Below are 16,234 nucleotides of genomic sequence, written 5' to 3' on the forward strand. Positions count from 1 at the left end.
ACCCGAAAGCAGAAAGMAAAAAGCTGCCCCTCCTTTCTGTGTTTTCTGGCCGTTTATCCCTAATTTTGAGATACTATCATATTTACCATTTATATTTCATTATCTTTTGATTTAATTTGATTATGGAAGTGAACGACGCGCTGGTGCAACAACTGGCAGATCTGGCCAGACTGGAATTTAACGACCAGGAGAAGGTAGAAATACGCGGAGAACTGCAACGCATGATTACCTTCGTGGAGAAACTGAATGAACTGGATACCTCCAACGTGAAACCATTACTTCACCTGACAGATGATTATAATGTTTTCAGGGAAGATAAGGTTATCCCAGGTATCAGCCGTGAAGAAGCCCTGCAGAACGCACCTTCCGCTACTGAGGAATACTTTAAAGTGCCGAAAATTATAAAGAAATAACCCACATGCAAAAGTCCGTCATTCATCTCGAAGGAATCAGGAAAAGTTATTTTCTCGGAAAAAATGAACTACCGGTACTCAAAGGAGTCGCACTAGACATTTTTAAAAATGAATATGTAGCGCTCATGGGGCCTTCCGGTTCCGGCAAATCCACCCTGATGAATATCCTGGGATGCCTCGACACACCTACCTCCGGTAAGTATGTGCTGAGCGGACATGATGTGAGTAAAATGGAAGACAATGACCTCGCTACCGTGCGCGGCAAAGAAATCGGCTTCGTTTTCCAACAATTTAACCTGATGCCCCGGCTGACCGCACTGGAAAATGTGGCCATCCCACTGATTTATGCCGGCATCGGTAAAAAAGAGAGAACAGAAAGAGCCATTGCCATGCTGGAAAAGGTAGGGCTGGGCGAACGCTATAAACACAAACCCAACGAACTGTCCGGTGGTCAATGTCAACGCGTGGCCATTGCCCGCGCGCTGGTCAATAACCCTTCCCTCATCCTCGCCGATGAGCCTACCGGTAACCTGGACTCCAAAACATCCGTGGAAATCATGGATATCTTTGGTAGTATCCACGCCTCCGGCAATACCGTAGTACTGGTTACACACGAGGAAGATATTGCCGATCACGCCAGACGCGTGATCCGGTTAAGAGACGGCGTCATTGAATCAGACCGGATTAATGAGAAAGTAATCGCATAAGAGAAAAGTTATAAACGTGAAAGGCGCTGGTATCAGCGCCTTTCACGTTTATAACCACTAATTCGTAATTTGCACCAAACAGCCACCATGTCATTCAAGATATACACTAAAACAGGCGATAAAGGAAAAACATCCCTCATTGGCGGTACCAAAGTACCCAAAAGCGACGTACGCATTGATGCCTACGGCACCGTTGATGAACTCAACTCCTACATCGGCCTCGTGAATGATCATATCGCAGACCCGGATACTAAACTACTACTCCGCGAAATACAGGACCGCCTCTTCACCATCGGCGCCGCCCTGGCCTGCGATCCCGATAAAGAAACCAAATTAAAAATACCCGACCTCCACGAAGCAGATATCACCCTGCTGGAGAAAAGCATCGACCAGATGAATGAAGAACTTCCTGCTATGAAGTCCTTCATTCTGCCCGGTGGCCATGTTGCAGTATCTACCTGCCATATCGCCCGCTGCGTTTGCCGCCGCACAGAACGCCTCTGCGTAGGCATGCAGGAGCACGAGATGTTCATTGAACCACTGGTACTCAAATATATTAACCGCCTTAGTGATTACCTTTTTGTGCTGGCACGCTGGGTAGGACACAAATTGGGCGTAGATGAAATTCCGTGGAAACCCCGGGTATAGAAATTTTCTTAAATTAGCTTCATGTTTACAGGAATCATAGAAACACTAGCAGAAGTAGTATCTACCAGGAAAGACGGCGGTAACCTGGTTATCACGATACAAACACCACTGGCCCGCGAATTAAAAGTAGACCAGAGCGTGGCACATAACGGCGTATGCCTTACCGTCACCAACATCCAGGGCGATACTTACGAAACCATTGCCGTAACAGAAACCCTGCAAAAATCTAACCTCGGGCAGCTTTCACCTACCCAGTTCGTAAACCTGGAAAGAGCCATGGTCTTCAACGGCCGCATAGATGGCCACCTGGTACAAGGCCACGTAGACAGCGTAGGAGAATGCATTTCCTGCGAAGAACAAAATGGCAGCTGGTTATACCGCTTCCGCTTCCCTTCCGAATTTGCCGCACTCATCGTGGAAAAAGGAAGTATCTGCATGAACGGTATCAGTCTCACCGTATTTGATGTAACCAGCAATGAATTTTCTGTTGCCATCATTCCATACACTTACGAACATACCAACGTATCTAAAATAAAGAAAGGTGCACTCATCAATCTGGAATTCGATATTCTTGGTAAATATGTGGCCCGGCAATTAGCAGTAAGGAACTAACCTTCCTTGCTATCATTGACTAAAGTTGACAGCTGAATGTTAAAACACTTTCTCTGCTACGCCCTGCTTTTCTCTACCCTGTTGGCAAACGCCCAACAGGCACGCGTAGTGAGAATACAGGGAAGCTATGATCCATCGGCAGTAGCCGAATTGTATAACAGCGCCCCCATCGCCATTACACTGTTCTTCAGCGATAGCTCCACACAAGCTACTACCGGCTATGGAAAAGGCAACTACCGGTGGAATAAACTAAACGTCAGCAGCAGCAACGGCAACATCCGGAACGGCATCCTTTATTTCGACAGGGCACAACTGATCAGCGATCAATACCACGTGGTACTCACCGTAGCTGCCGGCAATGATAATCCATTACAAACCACGATCACACTGCCTTATATTACCGGCATCCGTTTTAATCATTATGCCGATAGCATCAAACGCGATATACGCTTTTATCTGAATGTAGAAGGGAAATTTAATAGTGGGAAAGTGTTTCCCCTGGATACCACTTCCATCAGGTTCGTCACCTCTGATGGCGCCATCATTGGACAGGATCTGCTATTACCTAAAAACGATACCATCAAAACAGTAACAGTGGAAGCCTGGTACAAGTACAACAATCGCATGTACCTCAGGTCTGTTATCCCCGTAAAACAAGCCCCTGACAATGATTCCCTGATCATAAAAACTTCTCCCGAAGGGAACAAAAGAAAAAGAAGACAATAACTATATCAGCATACGGGATTTCAACTCCAGGTATTTATTCACCACATTCAGGGTTAAATGTTCCGGTGTACTTAACAACGACATAATACCATATTTGGCCAGCTCTTTTACAATCAGCTTTTTATCGTACGCAAATTTTTGTGCGATCGTTTGTTTGTAAATTCCTTCTATGTCGTGCGCCGGCTGCTCCGTGATTTTCTTTAGCTCCGTATTCTCGAAAAATACCACCAGCAACAGGTGATAACGCGCCAAACGACGCAGAAAAGGTAATTGCCGCTGTAAACTGGACATCGACTCAAAGTTGGTATACACCATCAGCAACGACCGGGTAGATACGCTGCTACGCAATTGTACACTCAACGCTTCATAATCACTTTCCTGCCACTGCGTTTCCTGCCCATAAAGCATCTCCAGGATTTTGTTTACCTGGATCTTTTTATTACTTGCCGGTAACACTTCTACTTTATTCTCCGTAAAGGTGACCAATCCTGCTTTATCCCCTTTGTTAATGGCTACATTACTGAATACCAGCGATGCATTAATGGCATAGTCCAGCAACGACAATCCATTAAACGGCATCTTCATAGTACGCCCTTTATCGATGATAGAATACACCTGCTGAGATCTTTCTTCCACATAATTATTCACCATCAGATTACCGGTACGGGCAGATGCCTTCCAGTTTAACATGCGCACATCATCGCCCTTGGTATAAGGCTTAATGTGATCAAACTCCATACTATGACCAATAACACGGCGCTTATGCACACCTATCTCGTTCAGCCGGTTCATGTAGGAGTATAATTCAAAATGGCGTAACTGGTGAAAGCTGGGGTACACGCTGATGGCCTGCTCATTATTAAACACAAAACGGCGACTGATAATCCCCAGCGCACTTTTCACAAATACATTACTATAACCAAAATGATAGCCGCCTCTTTCAACCGGACGAAGTACATACCGGAAAACATGTGAGGTACCCGGTCCTACTTTGGCTTTCAACAGGAAGTTTCGTTCCTGGAACTGAAAAGGCAATTCATCTATGATATTTACAAATACCGGAAAAGGATAGCGGTTATAAAAATCCAGCAATACTTCATTATCATCTCCATTACTAAAACGGTTACTGGCTTTGCGCTCCAGCGAAACTATATCTGATGGCCGCAGGATCAATAATACTATATCCATCAGCACCAACGCCATCAACACAATGAACACCACGATGGCCACATTGTACAGGCCAGGGAAAAAGAATGCCAATACAAACAACAGGCTATTCAATCCCAGCAGGAGATAAAGCCTGTTGGTAAAAAAAAGTATCTGGTATAAATTATTCTTTACAGTTGCGGACATATTCTCTTAGCTTTTAGCTGGCGGCTATCTCGGTACTTCTACCATCTTAACAATCTGTGCAATCACATCATCCGTCTTAATGCCTTCCATTTCTTTTTCAGGCGTCAGGATGATGCGGTGACGCAATACATGTGGCACCATTTCTACTACGTCGTCAGGAATAACGAAATCCCTGTTCCTCATAGCAGCAGTAGCTTTGGCACAGTTCATAATAGCAATAGAGGCGCGTGGGGAAGCTCCCAGGTACAGCGATGAATTCATACGTGTTTCATTCACAATCGCCGCGATATAGTGGAACAATTTATCGTCTACTACTACTTGCCTTACCTGTTGCTGATACGCAATAATCTGTGCGGTAGTTACCACCTTGCTGATCATTTTGGTGAGATCTGTTTCTCCATTAAAATGATGAATGCTGCGCAATACGGCTACTTCTTCCTGCAGGTCAGGATATTTTACTTCTATTTTAAAAAGGAACCGGTCCAGCTGTGCTTCCGGCAGGCGGTAAGTACCTTCCTGTTCAATGGGGTTTTGGGTGGCAATCACCATAAACGGGCGGTCGAGCGACCAGGTAGTACCGTCATTGGTAATCTGTCTTTCTTCCATCACCTCAAAGAGGGCAGATTGTGTTTTAGCCGGTGCCCGGTTAATTTCATCAATCAATACCAGGTTGCTGAAAATAGGTCCTTTCTTATATTCGAACGTTCTTGTTTGCGGATTAAATACGGAAGTACCCAATACATCCGCAGGCATCAGATCCGGGGTGAACTGGATACGGCTGAAGTCAGCGTCCACACATTGAGCCAGCAGTTTAGCGGTCAATGTTTTGGCCACACCAGGAACACCTTCTATCAGTACATGCCCCTGCGTCAGTAAGCCTGTAATCAGCAGGTCTACCATCTGATGCTGCCCTACAATTACTTTTCCTATTTGCTCTCTGATGGCTTCTACCCCTTCGTGTAAAGCAGAAAAATCAGTTCTGGGTTGAAATGTATTGGTATCCATTATTTATTTCGTGTTTAAATAAAATAGTTGAATGCGTTTATAAAATTCTCTCAGGTAATCATCACTTATATTTCCTTCGATCTGTATGTGATGCATCATTTGTAACAGTGTTCTGATATCAGCCTCCGGCATGGCGGATTTACGCGATAAAGCAGCTACAAATTCCTCATTGAGTATATTGGTATTAAGATAATAACGGGTACGTATATACTCCAGCAAGTGCAGGATCATTTTATGCGCCAGGTTATCGTTATTGTGTTGCTGATAATACAGCTGCCCGATAGCGCCTACAAACTCCACAGATGTATTGTTAAACACTGGTTTATCCGGGATGATCCGCTGCCGGCGTTTACTTTCAAATATCACATACAGCAGCAGCAAAGCGAGGCCCAGAAAAAATGCCCATCGCATAGACGGATACCGCATCAGCACCTGCCATTCACTGAAATCGCCTGACTGTGCGCTGTGTTGTGCGTTGTAAAAATCATCCCAATATACACTGCCGGCGAGATCCCGCAAATAAGATATCTGTGTTTCCAGGGCCGCCACATTCTTCTTATGTAATACAAAATAGTTGGTAAAGGTATAAGGGTTCAGCAACAGATAAACATATCCGTGGCTGTAGGCAATGCGGATAAAGTTAGGTTTGTGCTGCCCGTTACTACCTAAAATAGTCGTGGTGGTAGTATCTACAGACGAGAAGCTGCTGCCACTGATCATGCCTTCATACGCGAAGCTGGTATCTATTGGCGCAATAGAATCCTGATAGTATTGTGCCACCCGTTCTTTGAAGTCTTGATGGTTGCCTCCCCAGGTTGTTTTGAAATTGAGTTGTTTGGCAAGATAGGGATCGGGATTGTTGACAGCAATAAACAGATCATTTCCACCAGACACATATTCCAGCATGGCATCCACATCTTTTTCAGTTGTATACATTTGGTCTGCCACCAAAATATAGCTATTCCCGGGCTTTTTCAGCTCAGGATCTTTTTCATAAGTGCGCGCAAATGGCTTGGTCACTACCTGTATGGAATATTTGGAAAATAACTCCGGCAGCATTTTAAAGGCAGCATAAGCCCCTCCGGCTTTCTTATCCTTACTGGAAAAAGAAGACCAGCTCATCTTGTTGCTTTGCTCTTCCCGGTTAATACCGAGGTTGCCAACAATGGCCATCAGTAATACCAGTACCAGCACTACCGATCCGATGATATAAATGGGTCTAGTATTCACGAAGCTTTTCCTATTGCGTTATTAAAATCCCGGAATTCCTGGTTGATATTCCTGAAACTGTCTTCACTTACCTCAAATCCGCCATACCAGCTATATTCATAATCCAGCGTGAGTGCTGCAAACTTTTTATAGTAAGGAGAACTACGCATACTACGCAGGTAATCATTGTTGGTTTTCTCCCTGCCGGCTACAATCATTTGTTTAGCGGCCAGCTGAAAGAGTGTATAGAGATACCACCAGCGTATGGCCTGCCGGGTATCTCCCGTTGCAATAGCTGATTTAATTTTCTCTTCATATTCTTCCCCGCTGTGCAGTTCTTCTGTTTGTATTTCTGTCAGACCGTCAATGAGCGCCGGCTTACGAAACAAGGTCATGCCATTGGCTTTCATATACCGGTATACCAGGAAACCTAATCCAGCCAGCACTAATGCCATCAACACATAGCGAAGCGTTCCGAAAGACTTTGCCAGGAGATCGAAAAATCTGTCCAGCCAGCGAAATTTTTCCGAAGAGGTATCCTTGATAGTCTGGTACTGTAATTTTTTATTGGCTTTCAGTGCGTTGACCAATGAGTCAGGTACATGGCGCATTTGGTGATAAGGTGCATACTCCTGATAATCCTCTTCCTCCTCTCCGCCCGCTGCCACAGATGCACTATCTATTTGCTCAGTGACAGTGCTATCGGGCAAATCAGCCGACGCTGTTTGCGCTATATTTTTTAATGGAAGCAAACAAAGCAACAACAGTACAGCGCTCTTTATCCAAAAATATTTTATCATGTTACTGCTTTGAAAGGGTAAATGGGATCATGACTTTCCCTTCCGCACTTAAACGATATCCTTTTTTATGCAGATAGATGGGATAAAAAACAAAGTAGCCCAGTATAAAACTCAATGACGACAACAAGATAAAAAGACTTAATACCACCGGCATCCCTGTATGTCTGGTAACAAAGCTTTCCAGAAAAGCGGCCACAATAAAAACCGGTATCAGGGTGACCATGATCTTAATACCATCTTTGGCTCCTTTGCGAAGAGAGTCAATCCGTTTACGGGTGCCGGGGAAAAGTATACTTTTCCCCAAAAGTATGCCGGCGCAGGCAGCAATAACAATACTCGAAATTTCCAGGGTACCATGTATCCAGATGACCAGTATGGACTTCCAGCCCAGTCCATGTGTAAAAAACAGGTACTGAAAAACGCCCAGCATCACGCCATTACGCACCAGCAGGTATAAGGTACCTGCGCCGAAGAGGATACCTCCTACATAGCACAGGAATGACACCTGTATATTGTTGATGGCGATACGGAAAAACATTAATACCGGGTTGTTATCCTTATACACGCCAAAAGGGTCACCGGCGGCTATATTCCGTTCCGTCATATTCACATATTCATCTCCCAATACACCACGCACGAAGGTTTCATCATGGGCAGAAGAGAAAACGCCGATGGCGCAGAACAGGACGAAAATGGACAACGTAAACAGTAGCAGGCGATGATATCTGCGAAACAGTAATGGTAATTCGTATTTGAAAAAKAGCTGAAAACGGCCTACCTCTTCCTTACGATTCTGATAAATACGGTGATAGATACCAGCAGCCAGCCCATTGATATAGCGGGTTACCTTACTAAAGCTATAAAATGTTTTAGCGTAAGACAGATCATCCAATACTGATACAAATCTTTCCGCCATTTCATCAGGGTCATCTGTGGGCTCCTCCTGGTATTGTTTCCAGCGGGACAAATTCTTTTTGATAAACAGCGATTCTCTCATAATGAGTTCTTCTTTCCCTTTTAAATACAGATATTACCTACACTACAGTAATGGGTTACTAATGGGGGAATACCAGCAAACTTACTAAATCGTTTAACAATATATAAACAAATATGTAAATTTGAGTATGGCAGATATAAAAATACCAACTTCTTTTAATATAGATCTCGAATTTGAGTCGGCTGATATTGTCAAGCGTTTTCTGGCCTGGTTAATTGATTTTGCTATACGCGTGGCGTATATTTTTGCCATGCAGGCTGCGCTGGATGCGTTCCATCTGAGCATGGATGCCGATATCATTGTCTATATATTCCTGGTATTTCTTCCTGTCATGTTCTATTTCCCGATGATGGAAATTCCCATGCAGGGATCTACACCGGGGAAAAAGCTGTTGCATATAAGAGTAGTAAGTATGATGGGGAATGCGCCCAGTGTTAGCCAGCACCTGATAAGATGGATTTTCCGGCTGATTGAAACACCCCTCTATTTTATGGCAATAATCCCCATACTGGTCCCTATCATTTCTATTGTAAGAACCCCATACAGTCAGCGTTTGGGAGATTTGATTGCAGGTACCATCGTTATCAGCACCAAGCGAAAAGGTAGCATTGAAGAAACTATTTTCCGGGATCTTTCCCACAGTGATTATAAACCACATTTCCCGCAGATCATGAAATTATCCGACAGGGATATGAACAAAGTGAAGGAGTTGCTGGATCGTGCGTTAATGGCAAAAGACGATGAACTCGCTGCCCGGGTGGCTTATCGGGTAAAAGATGTATTGCATATTGACAGTGATATGTCGCACACCCACTTCCTGGAAACGGTATTGAACGATTACAACTATTATACTACCAGAAACTAAAAAGGCGGCCCATGCAGGCCGCCTTTTTAATTATTTGTTTATCGATTAGATAGTTTTACCGATCGAATTTAAATCATCGTTGACGTTGTTGAAACGGGTAGGATCACCTGCCGGACCTTTATACGTGATAGTACGGTCGAATGCGAGAATTGGATAAAAGACAATGCCCAGGAATAATAATCCCAGGGTGAATCCAATATCTTTACCGAAGCTTTTAGCTAGCAGATTCACCAGCATGATGGCAATCACGATGTTGACAATAGGAATACATAACAGGAAAATCCACCACCATGGCTTACCTACAATTTTAAGCTGTATGATGTTGCTATAAATAGGAATAATGGATTTCCATCCTTCCTCACCAGCTTTTTCAAAGATCTTCCAGCCACAGATAATAAAGAATACCATTATTACGAGCCAGAAAACTAAGAAAGTACCACCGAACATTGCGCCCATGGCGCTACTTCCTTCATAAGGATTTGCTTGAAGAATTTGCATAAGAGGTTAAATTTAATAGTGTTTAAACAGTGAACAGAGGTTCGTTACCCAAATATATATATTTTCCCGCTATATACATAGTTACTACATTATTAACATGCAAAGAATGCGTAGAAATACGGATTGAAAAAAAACTTCAATTTTTTTTCAGCTAATATTTGGAGATTCAACACATTATATTACCTTTGCAACCGGCAAGTCTTATACGACCAGCTCCTACTGAACTCCCCCAGGACAGGAATGTAGCAAGGGTAGGTGGTTGTAGCGGTGCGATATAAGTAACTTGCCTTTTTTTTTCTTTTTTTATTGTCATTAGTTGCTCGTCAATAGTATCTGGTTGCTATTTTCTCCACCTCTTTCACTAATGACAGCATCTTCCACAAAAGGTTCATTTCCTGACAACTAATTTATCATAGTATGAAATTCTTTATTGATACAGCTAATCTGGCGCAAATACAGGAAGCTCATGACCTTGGCGTTCTTGATGGTGTAACTACCAACCCATCCCTGATGGCAAAAGAAGGTATTAAAGGTGAAGCAGCGATCATTAAACATTACGAAGATATCTGCGAAATAGTAGATGGTGATGTGAGTGCAGAAGTGCTTTCCACTGATTTCAAATCTATAATTGAAGAAGGTAAGAAATTGGCCGCTATTCACCCCAACATCGTGGTGAAAGTACCAATGATTAAAGACGGGGTAAAAGCCATCAAATGGTTTACTGATAACGGTATCAGAACAAACTGTACCCTCGTATTTTCTGCAGGTCAGGCGATCCTGGCTGCGAAAGCAGGTGCTGCTTATGTATCTCCGTTCATTGGTCGTATTGATGATACCAACTGGGATGGTGTTGAACTGATTGCACAAATTGCACAGATCTACAGCTTACAGGGTTACAAAACTGAAATCCTCGCAGCCTCTATCCGTAGCGCACTCCACATCGTGAAATGTGCAGAAGTTGGTGCTGACGTATGTACTTGCCCGTTAGACTCTATCCTGGGCCTGCTAAAGCACCCATTAACGGATATCGGTCTGGCGAAATTCCTCGAAGACGCAAAGAAAATGTAATTATCAGATATTTTTTTAGATGGTGTATCCCCGGTGCAGTAATTGCGCCGGGGATTTTTTTTGCAAACCCGCTCCCTGCGGGAAAACATTTTATTAAAGAATTTAGTTAAATTCAAAGATAATATCCACGCATACCCACAATAAACTGAAAACCTAATGGGAAAATATATCCTTTCGCTGGATCAGGGGACTACCAGTTCACGCGCCATCATCTTTGATCACGATGGCAGCATCAAAGCAGTAGCCCAAAAAGAATTCAAACAAATATTTCCACAGCCCGGATGGGTAGAACACGACGCGATGGAAATATGGACTTCCCAGGCCAGTGTGGCAGCTGAAGCCATCCTCAAAGCAAGAGTAAGCGGAGAAGACATCGCCGCCATGGGTATCACCAATCAACGCGAAACCACCATCGTATGGGATAGAAAAACCGGCAAACCAATCCATAACGCCATCGTATGGCAGGATCGCCGCACCGCCGCCTATTGCGACTCACTTATCAAAGCAGGAAAAGAACAATTCGTTAAAGATAAAACAGGCCTTCGCCTCGACGCCTATTTCTCCGGCACCAAAGTAAAATGGATATTAGACAATATCCCCGACGCCCGCAAACGTGCGGAAAATGGCGAACTGGCATTCGGTACTGTAGATAGCTGGCTGGCCTGGAACTTCTCCAAAGGACAGCTCCATATCACAGATGTGAGTAATGCTTCCCGCACCTTGTTGTTTAATATCCACGACATGAAATGGGACACCGAATTACTCGCACTCTTTGATATCCCCGCTTCCATGTTACCGGAAGTAAAACAATCCAGCGAAGTATATGGCTATTCAGAAGCCGTGCTCACCCCCTATCGCATTCCGATTGCCGGTATTGCCGGTGATCAGCAGGCCGCACTTTTCGGGCAGCTATGTACCCAACCCGGTATGATCAAAAATACCTATGGCACCGGCTGTTTCCTCGTATTAAATACCGGCGACAAGCCCATCCCCTCTAAAAATAATTTGCTCACTACCGTAGCCTGGCAAATTAATGGCAAAACCAGCTACGCACTGGAAGGCAGCATATTTATCGGTGGCGCCGTGGTACAATGGCTCCGCGATGGACTGGGTATTATCCGTCACTCCGCTGATGTGGAAAAACTCGCCGCTACGGTGCCTCACAGCGACGGCGTATACCTGGTACCTGCATTCGCCGGATTAGGCGCCCCCTACTGGAATCAACATGCACGCGGTACCATGGTAGGATTAACCAGAGGCTCCACTGCCGCCCACATTGCCCGTGCTGCGCTCGATAGCATTGCCTTCCAAACCATGGATGTGCTGAAAGCGATGGAAGCCGATGCCGGCATGCCCATCACCGAAATACGCGTAGATGGCGGCGCTACCAAAAACAATATGCTCATGCAGTTTCAGGCAGACATCACCCATCTCCGGGTAGTACGTCCTACCATTACTGAAACCACCGCACTCGGCGCCGCTTATCTCGCCGGCCTCGCCGTAGGCTACTGGGATAGCATCGAAACCATTGCGCAACAATGGAAAATAGATGCCACCTTCGACGCTTCTATGGAAATGGCAGAGAGCCAAAGATTATGTAAAGACTGGAAACGCGCTATCAGAGCAGCACAGGCATGGACTGAAGAATAATTTATCTACCTAATATTTCACACAACTTATGTCACCTTATTTAGCGGAGGTTCTTGGAACCGCATTTCTTATTGTGCTGGGAGACGGTGTAGTCGCAAGCGTTATACTAAATAAATCCAAAGGCAATCTCGGTGGCTGGATGGTCATCACCATGGGATGGGCCATGGCTGTATTTGTGGGCGTATATGCCACAGCAAAATACAGCGGCGCCCACCTGAATCCTGCGGTTACTTTTGCACAGGCATTACAGGGAAAATTTGCCTGGGAGCTGGTACCCGGATATGTAGCGGCACAAGTGGCCGGCGCTATGTTGGGCGCGCTCATCGTATGGCTTTGTTATAAACAGCATTTCGATGAAACTCCCGACGCCAATACCAAGCTGGGCGTGTTTTGCACCATTCCTGCCATACGCAGCAACAAATACAACTTCCTGACCGAGTTCCTGGCCACCATGGTATTTATACTGGCTATTTGCTTCATTACCGGCCCTACTGCCGGCATCGGCTCGCTGGATGCCCTGCCGGTAGCCCTCGTGGTACTGGCCATTGGCTTATCACTCGGCGGACCTACAGGCTACGCCATCAACCCCGCCCGCGACTTTGGTCCCCGGTTAATGCACTTCCTCCTTCCTATTCCCGGAAAACGCGACAGCGACTGGAGCTATGCCTGGATTCCCATCCTCGGCCCACTGTCAGGTGCCGCCGCCGCCGCTTTTATTTTTAAATTTTTCCTGCAGTAAATAAACTTTCTTCACGAATAACAAGGAGAGCTAAGAACGCGCAAAACAGCGCCCATCTTCGCTCTCCTTCTTTTTTATCTTCCCAAAAAATAAAAACAAGGTATTCATCTCCCTAAAAAATAAAACAAAACCATTATAACTTTCATTTTTTTCTGAAAGTTTAGTAACTTTGATAAAAATTAGCACTGGTATGCCATTTGAGGCCCAATGACATACTATTCGATATCATCAAAATTTCTGCACCATATAAACTGATGAATTATGATTCAGCCCAACATACCGGACAGCAGACTACCCCGCGTAGTAATTGTAGGCGGCGGATTCGGAGGCGTCAACCTGGCCAAAGCATTGAAACATGTGCCCGTACAGGTTGTACTATTAGACAGGAATAATTATCACCTTTTTCAACCCCTGCTATACCAGGTATCTACTGCCGGCCTGGAACCAGATAGCATCGCGTTTCCACTCCGCGGCATATTCCGGAAACAAAAAAACCTGGTATTCCGCATGGCGGAAGTAACCGGCCTACGAACATCAGACAATATACTGGAAACAGGTATCGGTGAAATTCATTACGACTACCTCGTTTTCGCTACCGGCAGCAATACCAACTTCTTCGGCAATAAAGACATAGAAGAAAATGCCATCGGCATGAAATCACTGATTGAAGCCGTGCAAATCAGAAACTATGTAGTAAAACAGTTTGAAGAAAGCCTGCTGCTCCAGAACCCGGAAGATATCAAACCCAAACTCAATTTCGTCATGGTAGGTGGTGGCCCTACCGGCGTAGAACTGGCGGGCGCTTTCGCAGAATTGCGCAAGTACATCATGCCTAAAGATTATCCCACTTTACCGCAATCGTTGATGAATGTATACCTCATTGAAGCCGGTCCCAAATTACTGGCCTCTTTCAGTGAAACTACTTCTCAGAAAACACTGGCAGCCTTACAGGACTTAGGCGTTCGCGTAATGACCAACACCGGCGTAAAAGAATATGACGGCAAAACCGTTACCCTCAGCACCGGCGAAATGATACAAACGCAATCCCTCCTATGGTCTGCCGGCGTAAAAGGCATTCCTGTAAAAGGTATTCCACCGGATATCATACTTCCCAATGGCCGCATTATTGTGAATGAACTGAATCAGATAAAAAGCCTGACCAATGTATACGCGATCGGTGATCTGGCGCAAATGACCAATGATCCCCGCTACCCTAAAGGATATCCAATGGTAGCGCAGGTAGCCATACAACAAGGTAAAAATCTGGCTCATAACCTTCGCCTCTCACTGGCTAACAAACCCATGAAAGGCTTTACCTATAAAGACCTGGGCAGTATGGCCACCATTGGCCGTAACAGGGCCGTAGCGGAAATTGCCGGCATTCGCATGAGCGGTTATCCGGCATGGCTGGTTTGGATGGTGGTACACCTCATGAGCTTACTCGGATTCAGAAATAAACTGGTGGTATTCATTAACTGGTTTTACCGCTACTTTACTTATGAAAGAGGTACCCGCATCATTATAAAACGTGGTGCTGCCAACATCGTAAAACTTAGGCAGAGCATCAATTAACTATATAAAAATAAAGGGAGATGAGTACCTCATCTCCCTTTATTTTTATTCGCTTTTCTCCCTATTTCCTGTTTAAGATAGAGTTCAACGTAATAGAAGATACTAACTCATCAGACCTTCCACCCAACGCCCGATAGTACAGCAAGATGGTATAGTTGTTCTCCGTTTCCCACCAATCGCCCTCCGTCAGTGAGGTATCAAATTTAGGGTTAGGTTGGGTTTTATCTACCAATCCATAAATATAATTGTAGTAGCCCTGCTTCAACAGGAAAGTGCCTTCATAAGCGCGGGTAGCGCCATTGTAAGTTAACTTGTTGGTATTGTTACACTCGTAATTGGTAAACTCTCCAAACAGGTACATATCGTATCCGGCATAGGGTTCAGGCGACACAAAAGAGAAATGCACAGATGCATAATCTCCTTCAAAATTAGGATCATAATCATCCAGCGTGGCCAGATAGTACCGCCCATTGATATCTTTAATGAACTGGTATATTTTATCAGCGCGTTCCACATCAGGTACTGCAAATACATCGGTACTACTGCTATGATATTCCGATCGCTGCACCCGCTCCGTTTGCAGGCGGAAACTGCGCAAGTCTATCCACCGGTATTCCTTTCCTGCCGGCATCACGCAATCCTGTTCCGCATTATACTTTAATACACTACCGTTGATAAATTGTGGTTTAAGTCCAATAAGAGCGTTGTCCCAACGATAATTTTGTAACACGACTACCTTAATCTGATCAAACGGATTCTGGATATTAAGCGACGCTGTATTTACTTCGAAGTTAATCTTCTGAAACGTACGGAATAATTTAGGCGCAATAGGTTGCTGAATAAAACCTGAAATACCTGCCTTATTCTCTACTACATACATCCTGCGGGTAAATGCCAGCTGCGAGGTATCACTATCCAGGTATACTTTCAGCACATAATTCCCTGACTTCACGGGGTAACTGTTGGTACCCGGCAGCTGCACCGTGTAGTGCGTATAACGCTCCAGGGCCACACTGGACATTTTATAATTCATGATCCTCGTTTCCGAAAAACCTCGCAGATAATCGAGCTGATTCACCTGCGCAGGTGTCCAGTCAGCATTACAAAGCACAAAGGAATAGTAATAGTTTTTCACATCATTGTCCATATCGTCAAAAGACAATACCAACTTATCTCCGCCGCCAATAGTATACATCGGCATACTTAGCGGATCACCTGCCTGGTTAAATTTTACCGATCTGATATTGTTGTAATACACATGGTCTGGGGTAATAGCACCTACCTGTGCCGCCATCTTTTCACTCAACAAACAAACAGTAATGGCTATTAAAAAAAATGCTGCTATACGCATATCAGGAGTTTGATAATGTTG

The 16,234-nt window shown here is 44.6% G+C and carries 17 protein-coding genes and 1 other RNA gene; 11 read left to right on the top strand and 7 right to left on the bottom strand.

The window, feature by feature from the left end:
- Positions 1–122: 122 nt before the first annotated feature.
- The 5 genes from gatC (at position 123) to AC1DFM_RS05510 (ending at position 3,106) form a co-directional block, all read left to right on the top strand.
- Complete coding sequence (gatC, locus tag AC1DFM_RS05490; protein WP_477075713.1) at positions 123–413, top strand: Asp-tRNA(Asn)/Glu-tRNA(Gln) amidotransferase subunit GatC; 291 nt, start codon at positions 123–125, stop codon at positions 411–413.
- Positions 414–418: 5 nt separating this feature from the next.
- On the top strand, positions 419–1,120 hold the full coding sequence (locus tag AC1DFM_RS05495) for an ABC transporter ATP-binding protein (protein ID WP_477075714.1): 702 nt from the start codon (positions 419–421) through the stop codon (positions 1,118–1,120).
- 87 nt (positions 1,121–1,207) lie between these two features.
- Positions 1,208–1,768, top strand: coding sequence for a cob(I)yrinic acid a,c-diamide adenosyltransferase (locus AC1DFM_RS05500; RefSeq protein ID WP_477075715.1), 561 nt, complete (start codon positions 1,208–1,210; stop codon positions 1,766–1,768).
- 21 nt (positions 1,769–1,789) lie between these two features.
- Entirely contained in the window at positions 1,790–2,380 is a 591-nt protein-coding gene (locus AC1DFM_RS05505) for a riboflavin synthase (protein WP_477075716.1), read from the top strand.
- Between the two features lie 36 nt (positions 2,381–2,416).
- Positions 2,417–3,106, top strand: a complete 690-nt coding sequence (locus AC1DFM_RS05510; RefSeq protein WP_477075717.1) for a hypothetical protein — start codon at positions 2,417–2,419, stop codon at positions 3,104–3,106.
- On the opposite strand, the gene AC1DFM_RS05515 is transcribed toward AC1DFM_RS05510, so the two are convergent.
- Genes AC1DFM_RS05515 through AC1DFM_RS05535 form a run of 5 tightly spaced genes read right to left on the bottom strand, consistent with a single transcriptional unit; the run spans position 3,107 to position 8,470 of the window.
- Positions 3,107–4,459: a DUF58 domain-containing protein gene (locus AC1DFM_RS05515; protein ID WP_477075718.1), complete on the bottom strand. Its 1,353-nt coding sequence runs from the start codon at positions 4,457–4,459 to the stop codon at positions 3,107–3,109.
- A gap of 24 nt (positions 4,460–4,483) precedes the next feature.
- The gene (locus AC1DFM_RS05520) at positions 4,484–5,464 is read right to left on the bottom strand and encodes an AAA family ATPase (RefSeq protein WP_477075719.1); all 981 of its coding nucleotides are present in this window, start codon (positions 5,462–5,464) and stop codon (positions 4,484–4,486) included.
- 3 nt (positions 5,465–5,467) lie between these two features.
- The gene (locus AC1DFM_RS05525) at positions 5,468–6,694 is read right to left on the bottom strand and encodes a DUF4350 domain-containing protein (RefSeq protein WP_477075720.1); all 1,227 of its coding nucleotides are present in this window, start codon (positions 6,692–6,694) and stop codon (positions 5,468–5,470) included.
- Positions 6,691–7,473, bottom strand: coding sequence for a hypothetical protein (locus AC1DFM_RS05530; protein WP_477075721.1), 783 nt, complete (start codon positions 7,471–7,473; stop codon positions 6,691–6,693). The genes AC1DFM_RS05525 and AC1DFM_RS05530 overlap by 4 nt, the downstream gene beginning before the upstream one ends.
- A gap of 1 nt (position 7,474) precedes the next feature.
- A complete protein-coding gene (locus AC1DFM_RS05535; protein ID WP_477075722.1) occupies positions 7,475–8,470 on the bottom strand; it encodes a stage II sporulation protein M in 996 nt (331 codons plus the stop codon).
- A gap of 127 nt (positions 8,471–8,597) precedes the next feature.
- Between AC1DFM_RS05535 and AC1DFM_RS05540 the strand changes: the two genes are divergently transcribed.
- Complete coding sequence (locus AC1DFM_RS05540; protein ID WP_477075723.1) at positions 8,598–9,335, top strand: RDD family protein; 738 nt, start codon at positions 8,598–8,600, stop codon at positions 9,333–9,335.
- 45 nt (positions 9,336–9,380) lie between these two features.
- Here the strand turns inward: AC1DFM_RS05540 and AC1DFM_RS05545 are convergent, their stop codons facing one another.
- Entirely contained in the window at positions 9,381–9,833 is a 453-nt protein-coding gene (locus AC1DFM_RS05545) for a DUF5684 domain-containing protein (protein WP_477075724.1), read from the bottom strand.
- 192 nt (positions 9,834–10,025) lie between these two features.
- Here AC1DFM_RS05545 and ffs point away from each other — a divergent pair.
- The 5 genes from ffs (at position 10,026) to AC1DFM_RS05570 (ending at position 14,862) form a co-directional block, all read left to right on the top strand.
- Positions 10,026–10,125: signal recognition particle sRNA small type (gene ffs / locus AC1DFM_RS05550), an RNA gene on the top strand.
- 125 nt (positions 10,126–10,250) lie between these two features.
- Positions 10,251–10,901, top strand: a complete 651-nt coding sequence (gene fsa, locus AC1DFM_RS05555) for a fructose-6-phosphate aldolase (protein WP_211971751.1) — start codon at positions 10,251–10,253, stop codon at positions 10,899–10,901.
- A gap of 156 nt (positions 10,902–11,057) precedes the next feature.
- Positions 11,058–12,551, top strand: a complete 1,494-nt coding sequence (gene glpK, locus AC1DFM_RS05560) for a glycerol kinase GlpK (protein WP_477075725.1) — start codon at positions 11,058–11,060, stop codon at positions 12,549–12,551.
- 28 nt (positions 12,552–12,579) lie between these two features.
- Complete coding sequence (locus tag AC1DFM_RS05565; protein WP_477075726.1) at positions 12,580–13,290, top strand: MIP/aquaporin family protein; 711 nt, start codon at positions 12,580–12,582, stop codon at positions 13,288–13,290.
- A gap of 261 nt (positions 13,291–13,551) precedes the next feature.
- Positions 13,552–14,862, top strand: coding sequence for an NAD(P)/FAD-dependent oxidoreductase (locus AC1DFM_RS05570; protein ID WP_477075727.1), 1,311 nt, complete (start codon positions 13,552–13,554; stop codon positions 14,860–14,862).
- Between the two features lie 61 nt (positions 14,863–14,923).
- On the opposite strand, the gene AC1DFM_RS05575 is transcribed toward AC1DFM_RS05570, so the two are convergent.
- Complete coding sequence (locus AC1DFM_RS05575) at positions 14,924–16,213, bottom strand: type IX secretion system plug protein (RefSeq protein ID WP_477075728.1); 1,290 nt, start codon at positions 16,211–16,213, stop codon at positions 14,924–14,926.
- Positions 16,214–16,234 lie beyond the last annotated feature (21 nt).

The organism is Chitinophaga sp. 05T412 (genome assembly GCF_056396465.1).